Source organism: Ideonella paludis (assembly GCF_018069865.1).
GTDB classification, from domain to species: Bacteria; Pseudomonadota; Gammaproteobacteria; order Burkholderiales; family Burkholderiaceae_C; genus Ideonella; species Ideonella paludis.
The window spans coordinates 404,231-420,187 of record NZ_JAGQDG010000001.1; the positions used below are offsets into that span (position 1 = coordinate 404,231).

At 61.6% G+C, this 15,957-nt stretch carries 15 protein-coding genes; 1 reads left to right on the forward strand and 14 read right to left on the reverse strand.

From position 1 onward, the window contains the following. Window positions 1–6: 6 nt before the first annotated feature. A complete protein-coding gene (locus KAK11_RS01760; RefSeq protein ID WP_246498208.1) occupies window positions 7–1,812 on the reverse strand; it encodes an O-antigen ligase family protein in 1,806 nt (601 codons plus the stop codon). A 193-nt stretch (window positions 1,813–2,005) separates the two neighbouring features. Here KAK11_RS01760 and KAK11_RS01765 point away from each other — a divergent pair, with 193 nt between their 5' ends. Further along, window positions 2,006–3,415 carry an O-antigen ligase family protein gene (locus KAK11_RS01765; RefSeq protein WP_210805531.1) on the forward strand — a complete coding sequence of 470 codons (1,410 nt, stop codon included), beginning with the start codon at window positions 2,006–2,008 and terminating at the stop codon, window positions 3,413–3,415. 17 nt (window positions 3,416–3,432) lie between these two features. Here KAK11_RS01765 and KAK11_RS01770 read toward each other — a convergent pair whose 3' ends face one another. The 13 genes from KAK11_RS01770 to recA all read right to left on the reverse strand — a co-directional run bounded on the left by KAK11_RS01770 (window position 3,433) and on the right by recA (window position 15,900). Further along, window positions 3,433–3,861 (reverse strand): pilin, encoded by a 429-nt coding sequence (locus tag KAK11_RS01770; RefSeq protein ID WP_210805533.1) that lies wholly within the window; start codon window positions 3,859–3,861, stop codon window positions 3,433–3,435. 113 nt (window positions 3,862–3,974) lie between these two features. After that, window positions 3,975–4,427, reverse strand: a complete 453-nt coding sequence (locus KAK11_RS01775; protein ID WP_210805535.1) for a pilin — start codon at window positions 4,425–4,427, stop codon at window positions 3,975–3,977. A 236-nt stretch (window positions 4,428–4,663) separates the two neighbouring features. After that, complete coding sequence (locus tag KAK11_RS01780) at window positions 4,664–5,443, reverse strand: MBL fold metallo-hydrolase (RefSeq protein WP_210805537.1); 780 nt, start codon at window positions 5,441–5,443, stop codon at window positions 4,664–4,666. After that, window positions 5,440–7,701, reverse strand: a complete 2,262-nt coding sequence (locus tag KAK11_RS01785) for a CHASE2 domain-containing protein (RefSeq protein WP_310737739.1) — start codon at window positions 7,699–7,701, stop codon at window positions 5,440–5,442. Before KAK11_RS01785 ends, KAK11_RS01780 begins: the two co-directional genes overlap by 4 nt. Window positions 7,702–7,824: 123 nt before the next feature. After that, the gene (locus KAK11_RS01790) at window positions 7,825–8,460 is read right to left on the reverse strand and encodes an FHA domain-containing protein (RefSeq protein ID WP_210805540.1); all 636 of its coding nucleotides are present in this window, start codon (window positions 8,458–8,460) and stop codon (window positions 7,825–7,827) included. Window positions 8,461–8,535: 75 nt separating this feature from the next. Further along, window positions 8,536–9,327, reverse strand: coding sequence for a Stp1/IreP family PP2C-type Ser/Thr phosphatase (locus KAK11_RS01795; protein WP_310737726.1), 792 nt, complete (start codon window positions 9,325–9,327; stop codon window positions 8,536–8,538). A gap of 30 nt (window positions 9,328–9,357) precedes the next feature. Further along, window positions 9,358–10,347: a serine/threonine-protein kinase gene (locus KAK11_RS01800; RefSeq protein ID WP_210805542.1), complete on the reverse strand. Its 990-nt coding sequence runs from the start codon at window positions 10,345–10,347 to the stop codon at window positions 9,358–9,360. An 83-nt stretch (window positions 10,348–10,430) separates the two neighbouring features. Continuing rightward, window positions 10,431–11,168, reverse strand: a complete 738-nt coding sequence (locus KAK11_RS01805) for a TerC family protein (protein WP_210805543.1) — start codon at window positions 11,166–11,168, stop codon at window positions 10,431–10,433. 206 nt (window positions 11,169–11,374) lie between these two features. Beyond that, a complete protein-coding gene (gene sucD, locus KAK11_RS01810; RefSeq protein ID WP_210805546.1) occupies window positions 11,375–12,268 on the reverse strand; it encodes a succinate--CoA ligase subunit alpha in 894 nt (297 codons plus the stop codon). A gap of 23 nt (window positions 12,269–12,291) precedes the next feature. After that, window positions 12,292–13,452, reverse strand: coding sequence for an ADP-forming succinate--CoA ligase subunit beta (sucC, locus tag KAK11_RS01815; protein ID WP_210805548.1), 1,161 nt, complete (start codon window positions 13,450–13,452; stop codon window positions 12,292–12,294). 43 nt (window positions 13,453–13,495) lie between these two features. After that, on the reverse strand, window positions 13,496–14,104 hold the full coding sequence (locus KAK11_RS01820; protein WP_210805549.1) for a DUF2889 domain-containing protein: 609 nt from the start codon (window positions 14,102–14,104) through the stop codon (window positions 13,496–13,498). A 167-nt stretch (window positions 14,105–14,271) separates the two neighbouring features. After that, window positions 14,272–14,823, reverse strand: coding sequence for a regulatory protein RecX (locus tag KAK11_RS01825; protein ID WP_210805551.1), 552 nt, complete (start codon window positions 14,821–14,823; stop codon window positions 14,272–14,274). 42 nt (window positions 14,824–14,865) lie between these two features. Next, window positions 14,866–15,900 (reverse strand): recombinase RecA, encoded by a 1,035-nt coding sequence (recA, locus tag KAK11_RS01830; RefSeq protein WP_210805553.1) that lies wholly within the window; start codon window positions 15,898–15,900, stop codon window positions 14,866–14,868. Window positions 15,901–15,957 lie beyond the last annotated feature (57 nt).

Sequence of the window (15,957 nt, forward strand, 5' to 3'; positions counted from 1 at the left end):
TGGTGCTCAGGGCTTGGCGTTTTGCAGCAGATCGCGCCAAGTCAGCGACCTGGTGGGCGGTTGGCATTGAAACGGCAGCGCTTGCTCGTTGGTAGGCTGGTCGCAGGCCGCGAAGAACTCCTTGGCCATGGGGTTGCGGAACTCCTTGAGTCGGGCCGCCACATAGCGGGCCTCGTCATGGCTGCCTTGCGCTTCCAGGGCTTTGGCCCAGGCCAGCATCAGCCGCGCATCCAGCAAAGCGTGGGTGGTGGTGCTGAAGGCTTCCGGCGTCAAGATGGCCGGGTCCATGGTGGTGGCCAAGGCATAGTCCGCTTGGTAGCGGTAAAACACGCTGTTCTGTCCGCGGGCAATGCGCTTCTCTAAGGACGGCGCGTTGGCGCTGGGCAGATAAATCTCCACCACACGCCAGTAGTCCAAGGCGGCGAACACCGCGCCGCAGGCCAGCAAAGCGCCCCAGAGCTGCAGCGGTTTGTGAGCCACCCATGGAAGCGCCTCTGCGCTGGGCGCCGCCTCTGAGGGGGGCGTCTGCGGGGGAGACACCAAGGCAAAGCCCCAGGCCCAAGCCGCAGGAAGCAGGAAGTAGGCGTACCACAGCGGATACTCCAGCAAGCTGTGCAAGCCGATGAGCAAGAGCATCACCACGGCGGCGCGGCCCTGGCTGGCGGACTCGCCCGTGACCCGCCAAGCCCTCTGCGCTGCCAAGCCCAAGCTCCACACCAATAAGCCCAACACCAGCCCGCCCAGAACGACACCCAGCTCCACCAACAACTGCAAAGGCAGGTTGTGAGAGTGATCAAAGAACGCCGTCGGGCGGCCCGGAAACGGCGTCAGCGTCCAGGCAAAGTTGTACTGGCCCATGCCCACGCCCGTCCAAGGCTGCTGCAGGACCATGGCCCAGGTGTTGGACCAAATGCCAAAGCGCGAGGCAGACAGATCGGCCTCTGCCAAGCGAGCCTCGCCGCCAAAGGTGTGCTGCGTGGATTGCGCCCAGAGGCTGAGCAAGAACCAAAACACGACATACAGAACAGGCGCCGCCCACAGCGCCCAGCGCACCGGCCGCTGCAAGCGCTTATCCACCACCGCCCATAAGGCCAGCAACACAATGCCCAACACCCCAGTGCGAGACGCCGTGAGCACCACGCCCAAGACCATCAAGGCGGCCATGGCCACAAACGCACGACCCGGCAGGGTCCAGCCCAAGAGGCGGCGCTGCTCCGCCAAAGGCACCAGCGCAATCAAGGCCCACATCAGCCAAGAACTGAGGTGATTGGGCTGGCGCAGATTGCCCACCGCGCGGCCGACGATGCCGCTCGGCGCAATCCACTGGCTGATGCCGCCTTCCAGCCATGTCGGCGCAAACACTTGCACCACCGCAATCAAGGCGCTGAGCACCCCGCCGCACACCACTGCTGAGGCGAAGGCATGAAAGGCTGCTTGCCCTTGGTCTTGCGCCCGCCGCGCACAGCCGGCAGCCCACAGCACCGCCGCCGTGCCACCCAACAAGGCCAAACCCGACAAGGCCAAAGAACTGGGCCAGGCGCCGGCCCACCAGCTCCACAGCGCCGCGCCGACCAAGAGCGCCAGGGCCGACATCATCGGTGCCGCCTGCCGCCATTGCGCCCCCGACGCCTGCATCTGCCCCCGAAAAGTCAGCAACACCACCCCCCAGCCGAGAAAACTCAGCAGGTGATTGAACATGGTGACGGTGGGGGTGCGGCTGAAGGCCAGGAGGATGGGGGCGGTGGCGGCGAGGAGGCAGCTGGCCAGCAAGACATCTCTGGCTTGCGAGGACATGGGGGGGTGAGAGGACATGCACAGCCTTTACGAAGAGCGCTCTGGATTCTGGCCTAAACACTCCTGGGCTTGCTTCCACCCTTCGGTCAACCCGCTCCGATGCGCTAGTTCCTGCAGCCTGTAACGGTGGGAGTGGGCATACTGCGCATCAGGCGCGGCGACGCCTGCTTCGGCCCACGGTGCCCTTTTTCAGTCCACCACCAACCGCATCATGCACATCGACCTCTTGCGCTGGACGCGCTATGCGACCTATGTTTACTTGGTGTCGGTGCCCGGTTTGGTAGATAGCTTGAATTTGCTTGGGATGCATGACACGGCCCGAGCGCTTCAGGCCGCATTGTGCTGCTTGGCCATTCTGGCTTGGAGTCAAAAATTTGATCCAAGCGCCATTCAACTGAGCCGCACTCAGTATGGCTTGCTGGGCATCGCCATCGTTTTGACGTTGGCCTCCATATGGCAATCTCAATGGCCGGTTTTTGCGGCGACTGAAGCTTGCCTTTGGGTGGGCCTGATCGCAGTGGCTTGGGTGTTTGCCACCTCACCCACTGATGCTTTGTCCAAAGAGGTTCCAGTCGTTGTGGTACTTGCTGTTCTCTTGATGGGCTTGCTGGAACTCAGGGACATTGCGTTTGCATGGCTTTCGTCTTCCCCCTTGGATGCTGCCGCAGTCGGATATGGGCATCCGAACAGACGGCACTTCAATCACGTTCAAACCATGGCATTGATCATGGCTGCCATGGCGATTTGGTATCCCACCCACCGCTGGATGCGTTGGCCTGCGGGGTTTGGTGTCGCTGTGGGCTTAGCGTTGGTTTGGTTGAGTGGAGCAAGGAGTACTTTGCTAGCACTTGTCTTGGTTGGATTTGGGTTTTTAGCCTTATGCAGCCCAGCGAGACGCGTATGGTCAGCACGCCTGCTTTGCTTGGGAAGTGCTGCTCTTATGGCCTACCAGATCTTTTATGTTGTGATTCCGCATAGTTTGGGGATTGAGTGGAGCCCGGGTATTGCACTCAATGAGCGCGAACACGGCGGCTCTATCGAAGCTCGCTTAGTTCACTGGAAACTGGCCTTTGAAATGGCTCTTCAGAAGCCTCTGACAGGGTGGGGCGGCCTGCATTACGCCACTCAGCACAATGTGGACGCAGCACACCCCCATAACATTGTGTTGCAGTGGGCCGCCGAATGGGGTTGGATCTCGACTCTGCTCGCCTTGGGCGCGCTGGTCTGGTGGACCCGCCATCTTTGGCTGGCGATGTGGCAGCGTCTGGGTGGCGCCATCTGGCCCTACATGCCTATGATCACGGCAGCTTGGATGGCGACTTTGGCCGGATGGATCGACGCCATGTTCTCCGGGACATTAACGATGCCGGTCTCTCAGGTGTGGTGGTGTTTTTGCCTTGGCATTGCATGGCACTCGGTTATTGAAAGATCCGTCTTGCCAGTGCGGCCATGCAGCTTGCAGAGAAGCTCGTTTAAAAATTTACTGGGTCACGCAACAGTATTGGCATTGCTGACAACAACATTTATCAGTCACAAAACAACTTACCAAGAAAAACCAGAGGCAACCCTAGATCAAAGTTTTATCAAACCTCGTTTATGGGTGTCGGGGTCAATCAAATGAGTGCCTTTGGCTAATCTTTACGAGCCAGACCTACACTCAGAGGGCCTTACCTCTGAAGGCAATGTACCTTCAGCACATCGCCACACAATATTCCCTGAACCGCTCACCAACTCGGGCCTCAAAATCAAAGTTTGATCAAGGCCAACTTTTTCATTATATACAACTTCAATAACCCCACCAGCCTCAACAGAGACGCTCTTAACTACACCACCCGCAATCACATTTTTGATACCCAAATCATCAATAGAACTGGGCCAATTATTTTGAGATGCTCTATATTCAGAAACTGCTGTCTTTACACCAGCAGCCAGACTTAAACCTTCAACAACCCTGGCGCGCCTCGTGTAGTCCTGATAGGCTGGCAAAGCCACAGCCGCTAAAATACCCACAATGGCTACAACTATCATGAGCTCTATCAATGTGAATCCAGAATTGGAGTATTTCATATCAAGATCTTGCCGAAAATTTAGCAGCCAACCTCAAAGCACACATCAAGACAAACAAGCCCACAAGGGACTGAAGGGGGCAAAGCCCCCTTCCAAAAACCAACAAGATTCAATCAGCTACCGCTGTTGCGGCACTCAGTAGGAACAATCTTTACGTCAAGTTTGTCATTCTGGCAAGACCAGGAAATGCCAGCGCCAGACGTCGGTGTAGCCACCAACTTGAGTGTGTTAGCTCCAGCGGCCGCCACCTTATCATTAAAGGTAATGGTGATCACACCCTTAGTATCGCTGTCCTTAGTAACGGTCACCTTGGATACAGAGTTACCCTTGATAGCATCGTCAGCTGCCAAACCAGCATCTGAGTTAGTCGATGGCATCTTGTTATTAGCCGAGTAATACTCAGCAATGGCGGTTTTCGCACCACCAGCCAAAGACAAGCCTTCCGTGACACGCGCACGCTTGGTGTAGTCTTGGTAAGCAGGCAACGCGACAGCGGCCAAGATGCCGACGATGGCCACCACGATCATCAGTTCGATCAGGGTGAAACCTTGTTGAATACGCTTCATGAGATGCTCCGTTCGGTCAATAGAAGTGAGAGGAAAGAGGGGCAGGTTGTACTGCACCTGCTGAACCTTCTATTAGCGAGGACCGTGCCAGCTTTTTTTGAGCCTGTTTGGCGTGATTTTTGAGCGCTAGCGACAAAAAAGGTCAGGTTTCACCCGCCATTTTGGTCACCTCAGACCCCGATGTGACCAAATTTGTCAGTAGGGTGTCTAATCGAGGCAGGCCAGCGGCCCAGCGGTCAGCCCGCCAGGGCGATGCTTTGCCCAGCCACCAGCATGTGGAGGCTCACGCCCGGCAGCAGGCGCGCCAAGTCGTGTTGGATGGCGTCCATTTCGCCGGGCTTCACGTGGGTCAGCATCAGGCTCAAGTCGCCCGAGACTTGTGTCAGCTCTGCGGCGAGTGAGGAGGGGCAATGGTGGCCGGCCTCTTGCGCCAGCAGATGTTCGCTCTCGGGGAAGGCGATTTCAATCACCAAGTGGCTGACTTGTCGGCCTTGCAGGGCTTGCCACAGTGCTGGGTTGGGGCCGGTGTCGCCGGTGTAGACCCAGTCACCGCGGGTGCCGCGCACGGCATAGCCGACGGCCGGGACGCTGTGAGCGGCGGGCAGCACTTCAATGGCGCGCTGCTCGTGCCCCAATGTCAGAACGTCGCCAACGTGCAGGGGCACTAGTTCCAGCACCGGTTTGTCTTTGCTGGGGATGCGGGTGAAGTCGGGCCAAAGATGGTCATTAAAGAGATGCGACTTCAGCACGGCCAAGGTGGCGGGCAGAGCATGGACTTGAATGGGCGGACGGCCGGCGCGGCGGCGCATCACGCTGTCGGCCAGCAAGGGGATGCCCAGCACATGATCCAGGTGCGAGTGGCTGACCAGGATGTGGTCGATGCGCGCCAGTTCCGCCAAGTCCAGGTCGCCCACGCCGGTGCCAGCGTCGATCAGGATGTCGTCGTCCAGCAAGAAGGAGGTGGTGCGGCAGCCTTTGGCAATGGAGCCGGAACAGCCCAGCACGCGGATGGTCACGAGGTGGGCCCTCCTGCAGCGGGCAGCTCGGTGCGGCTGCTCGCCTGCTCTGCCGCACGGTCGAGATCAGCCGCCAGGCGCTGAGCCAGCGCAGCAAACAAGTCGGCAGTTTGGAGGGAGGGACGGGTGCCTTCGGCCTGCTGCTGCGGTGTGGCGGGAGAGTTCAAAGCGAGTAATTCGTTGAGGCGGCCGAGATAGGCGCGCGCAGGTCCGTCATGGTGAAGGCGCGCAGCAGCCAGCGCAAGCTGCCAATTGCGCAGTTGATCCTGAGTTGCGGCATCTGCAAAACACTCGGCAGGAACCGGCGTGAAGATGTTCACAAATTGTTGCCGACCTTTCACTTGGGTCTGGTCCACCTCGACCCAAAAAATGTCCGGCAAGTCCAAACGGGCGGCGTGGCAGGTGGTGTCGCTGACCAGCAAGCCCACACCGGCCTGGCGGGTTTGGCTCTCCAAGCGCGCCGCTAGGTTCACCGCATCGCCCACGGCGGTGTAAGCCCGCCGCGCACTGGAGCCCAGGTCGCCGACACAGACCACGCCAGTGGCCACACCAATGCCATAGCCCACCTCGGGCAGGCCGCGCGCGCGCAGGGTTTCATTCAGGGGAATGGTGCCTTGGGCCAAGGCCATCGCGGCGCGCACCGCCCGGGCCGCATGGTCGGCCTGAGGTTGGGGGGCGCCCCAAAATGCCATCACGGCGTCGCCGATGAATTTATCCAGGGTGCCGCCATGCTCATGGACGATGGCGGTGGCGGTGGACAGGTATTGGTTGAGCAAGTCGCGTAAGGCCAGGGGAGGCAGGTTCTCTGCCAGGCCGGTGAAGCCGCGCAGATCGCAAAAGAGGATGGTGAGCTCGCGGTTTTCGGCTTCCAGGTTCTGCGCTTGAGGGTCGCGTGCCAAGGCTTTGGCGCGGTCGGGCGGGAGATAGCTGCTGAAGAGGCGCACCAACGAGCGGCGCCCTTCCCACTCGCGCACGTAGCTGACGCTGACGGCGCCGAAGAACAGAATGGCCGACAGCACCAGTGCCGTGGCAACAGGCAAGACCAAACCCGCTCTGGAGTAGGCCAGCAGATTACTGACCACCAAGGCCGCAGCCAGTGCGGCGGCACCCACCATGGCCCAGCGGCCGGCCAACTGGGTGGCAATGAGGGCCGCAAGCACCAAGGACACCACGATCAATGCCACCTCGTAACCCGGCGCCCAGTCAGGGCGCTGGGGCAGGTGGCCGTCGAGCATGCCGGCCAACAAATTGGCATGGACTTCAACCCCCGGCATGGCGGCATTGACGGGGGTGGAGCGCAGGTCGGCCAAACCGGGGGCTGAGCTGCCCACCAGAACCAACTTGCCGGCCAACTCGGCGGCCGGGACATGCCCCGCCAGCAAGGCGGCAGCCGGCACATAGCGAAAGGCACCGCCCAACTTGCCGCCTTTGCCCCGATAGGGCACACGCAGGGCACCGTGTTCATCCAATGCCAGCACGGTGGCGCCGCTGCCGTCGGTGGGCGTCAAGCGCAATGCCACCAAATCAACCGTGTTCTTCTGCCCTGCCGCGGGCACCCACACGGGCTCGACCGCAGGCGAGCCCGCGGCCAGACGCGCCAGCGCCAGCGCCAGCGAGGGCTGTAGTTGCTGGTCAACCCGGCCCACTGCGGGCACGGAACGCACCACACCGTCATCATCAGGCCAGGCATTGAAGAATCCGGCTGCGGGGGCTGCGGCTTGGAGGCTCGCCACATTGGCGCCAAAGCCACTCCAACGCGGCAAGCGAATCTGTGGTGCTTCAGCAGGGATGGTGAACAAGGCCTGAGGCAGCGTGCCCTCGCGCACGCCCCCGCGGTCGTTGCTGAGGTAGTAGCCCAGGACAACCGGACGGCCTTTCAGGGCTTTGGCAAAGACGGCGTCGTTATCGGTGGTTTGCCGCCAGCGAGGCAGCTGCTCGGCCAAGGCTGGGTCCGATTGCGCCAAGGCTTTGAGCAGCGGCCAGGCCCCCAGGTCGGGCTCGGCAAAGACGAAGTCAAAGCCGATGGCGGCCACCCGCTGGCGCTGGACCAATTCATCGACGAGGCGTGCAAAGTGGGTGCGAGGCCAGGGCCAGCGGCCCAATTCAGCCAAGCTGGTCTCGTCGACATCGACGATGACGATGTCAGGATGCGCGCCTTGCTGCAGATAGGCGTTCTGACGCAGGTCGTCAAAGGCCAGCTCTAAGCGCTGCAAGGCTGCGATGGGCGCGACGGCTGCATGCCAGCCACCCAGAGCCACGAGAAGCAAGCTGGCCAGCCACAAACCGCCACGTGACACCAACCAGCGCAGTCGTCTCACATCAAGGGCCGAGTGTGCGTGGGGGTCTTCTCAAAACGCCACCAGTCCGGTGAACGTGGAGGGTCAGCCCTGAATGAACTGCATTTGGGTTCCGGCCAGCTCGATCACATCGCCGTTCTTGAGCGGCATGACGTCATCACTGAGGCGTACCCCATTGATGCTGGGACGGGATTCGCCTTCGACGTGGGCCAAGACATAGCCTGTCGGACGCTTGGCGATAGACGCGACCTGCGTGCCGGGCTTACCCACGGTGGTGACCACCTTGGTCAGCAAGACCTCGCGGCCCGCCGCGCCGCCGTTCAACACCTTGATGGACGCCGGCAGTTGGCTGACGGTGGGTGGGGGCACAACGGCTTGCGCACCGCCAAATGCGCCGGGGCGCAACACCATCGTCTTCTCGTAGTCGGCTGCTTCTTCGGTTTGATAACGGATACGGTACTTACCGATCTCTACGGTGTCGTTGTGCGCCAACAACTGTTTTTTGATGGCTTTGCCGTTGATATAGGTGCCGTTCGTGCTGTTGAGGTCTTCGATGTAGACCTCATTGCCCACAGCCAGCAGCACAGCGTGCTCACCGCTGACGGCCAAGTTATCAATCACGATGTCGTTGTAGGGGCGGCGTCCCAGGGTGGTGCGATCCTTGGTGATCTGCACCTCTTTGATGACGACGTTGTCGAGTGAAACGACCAGCTTGCCCATGGAAATCCTCTTGTTGTCGAGTGGCCGAACTGCTGACAAAACCACCCCGATCAGAGGTAGCTGTGCGGGGTCAGCTCAGCGACGGAACGGCCACCAGGCCCGCCCTGCTGTAGCGGCGCCTCCCTTGGCTCGAACCAGAATCACGGCGATATTATCCCGTCCACCGGCGTCATTGGCGGCCTGTACCAGCGCCCTGCCCATGGCTTCCAGTTCAGATTCCGCACACATGACGGCCTCTATGCGGGCATCTGGCAACATATCGGAGAGACCGTCGGAGCACAGTAACAGCAGATCGCCCGCTTGTATATCGTGCTCGCGGACCTCCAGCAAGACCTCGGGCTCCACCCCCACCGCCCGAGTCACCAAGTTGCGGTGCACGGACTTGGCGGCATCTTCCGGCGTGATCAAGCCCGCATCCAGTTGCTCTTGCAGCAGGGAGTGGTCGCGGCTGAGTTGCTCCAGCCGATCGCCCCGCAAACGGTAAGCGCGAGAGTCACCAATGTGGCCAATCCACAGGCGGTCGTTCATCACCATGGCCGCAACCAAGGTGGTGCCCATGCCGGCCCACTCGGGCTTGCTGTTGGCGGCTTCAAAGACCTTGCGGTTGGCTTCTTGGGCGCTGCGCATCAAGGCCTGAGCCGTGTCGGCCGCCAGACGGGGCGCTCCAGGGTCGGCCAGCCATTGCGTCATGTGCTCGCGCATAGTGGTGGCGGCCATGTCGCTGGCGACTTCACCGGCTTGATAGCCGCCCATGCCATCGGCCAAGACCGCCAGCGCCAGCGCCTCGTCAACCTGGACCACGTCCTCGTTGTTGCTCCGCGCGCGGCCCGTGTCGATCACGCTGAAGTAGTCGAGGTGCAGGGTCACGATGTGTCCGGGGATGTTGGCGTCAAAGAATTACACATTGTGCCTTGTCGCGGCAGGCTCGTCCGGCCGGGCCAGCCCGCAGGCCAGTGCCATCTTGCACAACTCCCGCGCCAGATCGTCGCCATCTGGCGGACGGTCAGCCGCTTGTTTGGCCAGCAGGCTGGCCACCAAGAGGCCTACACCCCTGGGTAAATCAGGGCGAAACTCGGCCAGCGCAGGCGCGGGACGCTGGGCAATTTCTGCCAATAAACCCCCGAGGCTCGCGGACTCGAAGGGTAGACGGCCGGTCAGCGCTTGGAAGAGCAGCACACCCACCGCATAGAGGTCGGCCCGGCCGTCGACAGCAGCGCCGGCCAGTTGCTCAGGCGCCATATAGGCCGGAGACCCCAGCAACACGCCACTGCGACTGGCCGCGGCGTCGGTCAGCCGGGCACAGCCGAAGTCGGTGACCTTGACCAAGCCACTGCGCCGCTGCAGCAAGATATTGCCGGGCTTGATGTCGCGATGCAGCACGCCTCTGCGATGTGCATAGGCCAGCGCCGCGGCCACACGCGCCGCCACGAGCAAGGCGGCGGATGCGTCCAGCTTGCGCGGGCCGGCCAAGACCTGTCCCAAATCTTCGCCCGAAATCCACTCCATGGCGATCCAGCCTCTGCGGGCGTCGCCTTGGCCATCGATGCCTGCGGCATAGCTGCGGACGATGTCAGGGTGCTGAAGGTGGCCTGCCGCCGCGGTTTCCTTCATGAAGCGATCGCAAGCGACCTCGCTACGCCCCAATTGGATGGTTTTGATGGCGACGGGCAAGCCGGTGCCCAAATCGGTGGCCAAGTGCAGCTCACCTTGGCCGCCTTGGGCCACGCAACGCAGCAGACTGAAGCTGCCCAAGCGGGCGGCCTTCGCCGGCCTATCGGCAGGCAGGGGCCCACCCGAGGTGAGCAGGCCGTCGTCGGCATCCTCGGCCAACGCTGTGGCTTCGCGGCCTAGCCCTAAGCGTCCCCAAAATCCTTTGGCGTTACCCATGACACACCCACCCCCCGGTCGGTTGATCTTTGGGTCACATTACCACAGGGCCAGTCGCGCCTGGCCCTGTGTCAGGGGCGGGTTTACGCTGCGCTGGCTGGCTTCCGAGCTGCCAAGAGCTTGCCCACGACCAAGACCAGCAGGGCGCCTGCGGCACCTGCGGCATAGCGCACCGAGGCCACCACTTCAGGGGCTGCGCCGGGCTTGTCAGGCGCCACAGTGGGCACGTAGGACAGCACAGCCGGGTCGGCCACCGCCATGGTGCCGGCGATCCAGCCCAAGAGCATGCCCCCAATGGTGATGATGAGTGGGAAGCGGTCCATCAGCTTGATGACGAGCTGACTGCCCCACACGATGATGGGGATGCTGACCAAGAGGCCAAAAACCACCAAAGGCATTTGATGGCCTTCGCCCGCGCCCTGAGCCGCACCGGCAATGGCGATGACGTTGTCCACACTCATCACCAAGTCTGCAATCACCACGGTTTTGACCGCAGCCCAGAGCTTGTCACTGGCTTCGATATTGCCGTGCTCATCGCCATCTTCGGGCATCAGCAGCTTCACACCGATCCACACCAGCAAGGCCGCGCCCACCAGTTTCAAGAACGGAATGGCCAGCAAGGTCAGTGCGAAGAAGATCAGGATGACCCGCAGCACGATGGCACCCACGGTGCCCCAGATGATGCCCTTGTTGCGCAAACTGGGGTCGAGCCTGCGGCACGCCAAGGCGATCACCACCGCGTTGTCGCCACCCAAGAGGATGTCGATCATGATGATCTGGCCGACGGCGATCCAAAAGTCGGCGTGCATGAACTGATCCATGGAGGAGATCCTGTCAAACTGAATTCGTAGAAGGGCGCAGTGTAGGCAGCACACGCCACCTTTGTCGTGCGTGAAACTACAGACAGCGCCCGGCGAGGCGCTCGCGCGCCGGCCCAATGCAAACAGGCCGCAAACGCGGCCTGTGGTGGGGGCGGGCTCTATTGTGCCAGCCACTCAGCAGGGGCCCATGAGCCCCTGCGCTGACGTCAGAGCATGGCCTTGAGCAGGCGGCCCATTTCAGACGGATTGCGTGTGACCTTGAAGCCGCACTCTTCCATGATGGCGAGCTTGGCGTCAGCCGTGTCAGCGCCGCCGGAGATCAAGGCACCGGCATGGCCCATGCGCTTGCCCGCAGGCGCAGTCACGCCAGCGATGAAGCCGACGATCGGCTTCTTCATATTGGCCTTGCACCACATCGCAGCTTCAGCCTCGTCCGGGCCACCGATTTCGCCGATCATGATGACGGCATCGGTATCGGGGTCGTCGTTGAAGGCGCGCATCACGTCGATGTGCTTCAGGCCGTTGATGGGGTCGCCACCAATGCCGACCGCCGAAGACTGGCCCAGACCGATTTCGGTCAATTGCGCCACAGCTTCATAGGTCAAGGTGCCCGAGCGCGAGACCACGCCGATGCGGCCCTTGCGGTGGATGTGACCAGGCATGATGCCGATCTTGATTTCTTCCGGGGTGATCAGGCCGGGGCAGTTGGGGCCCAACAGCAAGGTCTTCTTGCCGCCTGCCGCTTCCTTGGCCTTCATCTTGTTGCGCACTTCGAGCATGTCGCGCACAGGAATGCCTTCGGTGATGCAGATGGCCAAGTCCAGGTCGGCTTCCACGGCTTCCCAGATGGCTGCAGCAGCGCCTGCGGGCGGCACATAGATCACGGACACGGTGGCACCGGTCTGGGCCGAGGCCTCTTTAACCGAAGCGTAAATGGGAATGCCTTCGAAGTCTTCGCCAGCCTTCTTGGGGTTCACGCCGGCCACGAAGCAGTTCTTGCCATTGGCATAGGCCACGCAGCCCCGGGTGTGGAACTGACCGGTCTTGCCCGTGATGCCCTGGGTGATGACGCGTGTGTCTTTGTTGATAAAGATCGACATGTGTAGATTCCTTCGCTCTGGGCTTACTTGACGGCGGCCACGATGGCGGTAGCAGCTTCTGCCATGGTGTCAGCGGCAATGATGGGCAGACCGGAGTCGGCCAACATCTTCTTGCCCAGATCTTCGTTGGTGCCCTTCATGCGGACGACCAGCGGCACTTGCAGATTGACGGCCTTGCAGGCGGTGATCACGCCTTCGGCGATGGTGTCGCACTTCATGATGCCGCCGAAGATGTTGACCAAGATGCCCTTGACGGCCTTATTCTTCAGCATGATCTTGAAGGCTTCGGTGACCTTCTCGGCCGTCGCGCCGCCGCCGACGTCCAGGAAGTTGGCCGGCTCGCCGCCGAACAGCTTGATGGTGTCCATGGTGGCCATGGCCAAGCCAGCGCCGTTCACCAAGCAGCCGATGTTGCCGTCCAGGCTGATGTAGGCCAGGTCGAACTTAGATGCTTCGACTTCAGCCGGGTCTTCCTCGTCCAAGTCGCGGTAGGCGACGATCTCGGGGTGACGGAACAGTGCGTTGGCGTCAAAGTTGAACTTGGCATCCAGGGCGATCAAGTTGCCCTTGGAGTCGCAGTTCAGCGGGTTGATTTCCACCAGCGATGCATCGGTCTGCATATAGCAGCGATACAGGTTCTGGAACAGGCTGACGGCTTGGGCGTGCGAACCTTCGGGCAGGCCAATGGCCGCAGCGATCTTCTTGGCCTGCTCAGCCGTGAAGCCCACCAGCGGATCGATCACTTCGGTGATGATCTTCTCGGGCGTGGAATGGGCCACTTCTTCAATGTCCATGCCACCTTCGCTGGAAGCAATGAAGGCCACCTTCTGGGTTTGGCGGTCGGTGACCAGCGAGACGTAGTATTCCTTCTTGATGTCCGCGCCTTCTTCAATATAGAGGCGACGGACCTTTTGGCCTTCAGGACCAGTCTGGTGCGTGATCAGCTGCATGCCCAGAATCTGGTTGGCCAGCGTCTTCAGGTCGTCCATGCTCTTGGCGAGCTTGACGCCGCCGCCCTTGCCGCGACCGCCCGCGTGGATCTGGGCCTTGACCACCCAGACGTTGCCGCCCAGTTTTTGGGCCGCTTCCACGGCTTCCTGCACAGTGAAAGCCGGGTAGCCGCGAGGCACTGGCACGTCGAATTGGCGCAGGATTTCTTTGCCTTGGTATTCGTGGATCTTCATGGGTGGTCTTTTCGTGAGTTCAGGACGAAAGAGGTCTAGCGGCCTAAGCCGCGTCGCGAGACGCTGCCGGGGTCACCGGCGCGTGATTTTCCGATACTTTGTTGGCATCAGGCTGACGAAACCAGCGAGGATAGTGCAATCGCACCACCTCGCCGTCCCGTCTCAGTGCATGACAGCGATCAAGCTGGAAAGGGGCCTGATCGCCTTCTCCCTTTGTGTCCAGCACAAGGCCGGCAAACGCTTGGATGACAGCGGTCGGCAGTACATCGGCCAATTCTGTCAAATGTGTACACCCCGCCACGCCGCCCAGGCGCTCTCGCACCGCGCGCTTGAAGCCCTTCAGCAGATTCAGGCCTTCGAGCTGTGCATAGGCGTCGCCGTGGTTGTCACATTGCCCCCGATAGGGCACAGCCAAGGACTCCGCTCCGGCGTGATGGATGTTGAATTGGGTGTCGATCACCAGCCTCAAGACCAGGTCGTGGATGGCATGCCCGGCGGGCAAGACCCCCTGGCTGCCCCGAATCTCACGGGTCTTGGTGTCGCGCAAACGGGCGTCAACCTCCCACAGGCCGTCGGCACGGGAGTACATCTCCACCTGCACGGCACGGGTGTGCTGAAGCACGCGTTGGGGGTCGGAAGCTGGCAAGGGCATGGGATGAGGCCGTCTAGCGCGCATCACCTCGGCTGGCAGGGGGCCACTTGAGCCCCCCAAAGCTCAAAGGCCGGGGAGAGTTACAGCGCTGAAACAGGTCGGCACTGTATCACGCGTGCTGCAATGCAGCATTTGTGCGCCAAGTTGGCGCAATAAGGCCCCGCCACTCACTCCTCGTCGGGGTCGCGGCCACCGACGACACGGCGCACGGACTCGGCGCTGAAGCCCCGCGCGGCCAGAAACCGCATCTGGCGAGCGCGCTCGTGGGCCTCGGTGGCCACCACCCCAAAGCGCTTCAGCCACACCTCGTGGGCCCGCTGGACCTCTGTGGATCGAAGCTGCTGAGCAGTGTCCGCATCCAGCGTCAAACCGTGTTGAGCCAGCTCATGCCGAATTCGGCGCTCACCATGGCGGGCGGCGCGCGCATTCACCCGGGTCTCGACAAAACGCGTGTCGCTTTGATACTGACGCGAAGCGAGCCAGTCCAGCACCGCATCCACTTCGGCGTGCAGCGCCTCGGCACTGGGGGCTTCTTGCGGCTGCGCCGCTGCGGCTTCGTGATCCCAAGGGTCCACGGCAGGCGCTTCGGCGGCGGCGGCCGCCCGCTTGCGCGCATGGGCCAGCAAGCGGGTCTGCAGCTCAGAGCGGCTGTACTCGCGGCGTGCCAGCAGCGCCAAGGCCTGAGCCTTCAGGCTGAGCAAAGGGCAGTGGCCAGCCATGCCTCAGCCTTTAGGAGCGCGCGACCTCAGGCGACTCAGGGCTCAGGCGGCGCCTGCAGACTCCGCCAGCAAAGGCACGCCAACGGCCGCGCGCACCTTGTTTTCGATCTCGCGGGCGATGTCGGGGTTCTCGCGCAGGAACTCGCGAGAGTTGTCCTTGCCCTGGCCGATCTTCTCGCCGTTGTAGGCATACCAGGCGCCGGACTTGTCGACGATTTTGTTGGCCACGCCCAGGTCGATGATCTCGCCCTCGCGGCTCACGCCCTCACCGTAGAGGATGTCGAATTCGGCTTCCTTAAAGGGCGGCGCCACCTTGTTCTTGACAACCTTGACGCGGGTTTCGCTGCCCACGATCTCTTCACCCTTCTTGATGGAGCCAATGCGGCGGATGTCCAGGCGCACCGAGGCATAGAACTTCAAGGCATTGCCGCCGGTGGTGGTTTCAGGGCTGCCAAACATCACGCCGATCTTCATGCGGATCTGGTTGATGAAGATGACCATGCAGTTGGACTTCTTGATGGTGGCCGTCAGCTTGCGCAGGGCCTGGCTCATCAGGCGGGCTTGCAGGCCGGGCAGGGAATCGCCCATCTCGCCTTCCAATTCGGCCTTGGGGGTGAGTGCAGCCACCGAGTCCACGACGATCAGGTCCACAGCGCCAGAGCGCACCAGCGAATCCACGATCTCCAGGGCTTGCTCGCCGGTATCGGGCTGGCTGATCAGCAACTCTTGCAAATTGACGCCCAACTTTTGAGCGTATTGGATGTCCAGCGCGTGCTCGGCATCAATGAACGCGGCCACACCGCCGACCTTTTGCATTTCGGCCACGACTTGCAAGGTCAGCGTGGTCTTGCCAGAGGATTCCGGGCCATAGATTTCCACCACGCGGCCCCGAGGCAAGCCGCCCACACCCAGCGCCACATCCAGCCCCAAGGAGCCGGTGGAGACGACTTGGATGTCCTCGACCACCTCGCCTTCCCCCAGGCGCATGATGGAGCCCTTGCCGAATTGCTTCTCGATCTGGGCAAGTGCGGCTTGCAGGGCTTTGGCTTTTTCGGGGTTGGCAGTCTTGGCGTCCATGAGGTTCTCCGGGAATGTTTCGAACAATTATGTCAGAAGCTGGATGTTTGTACAGTA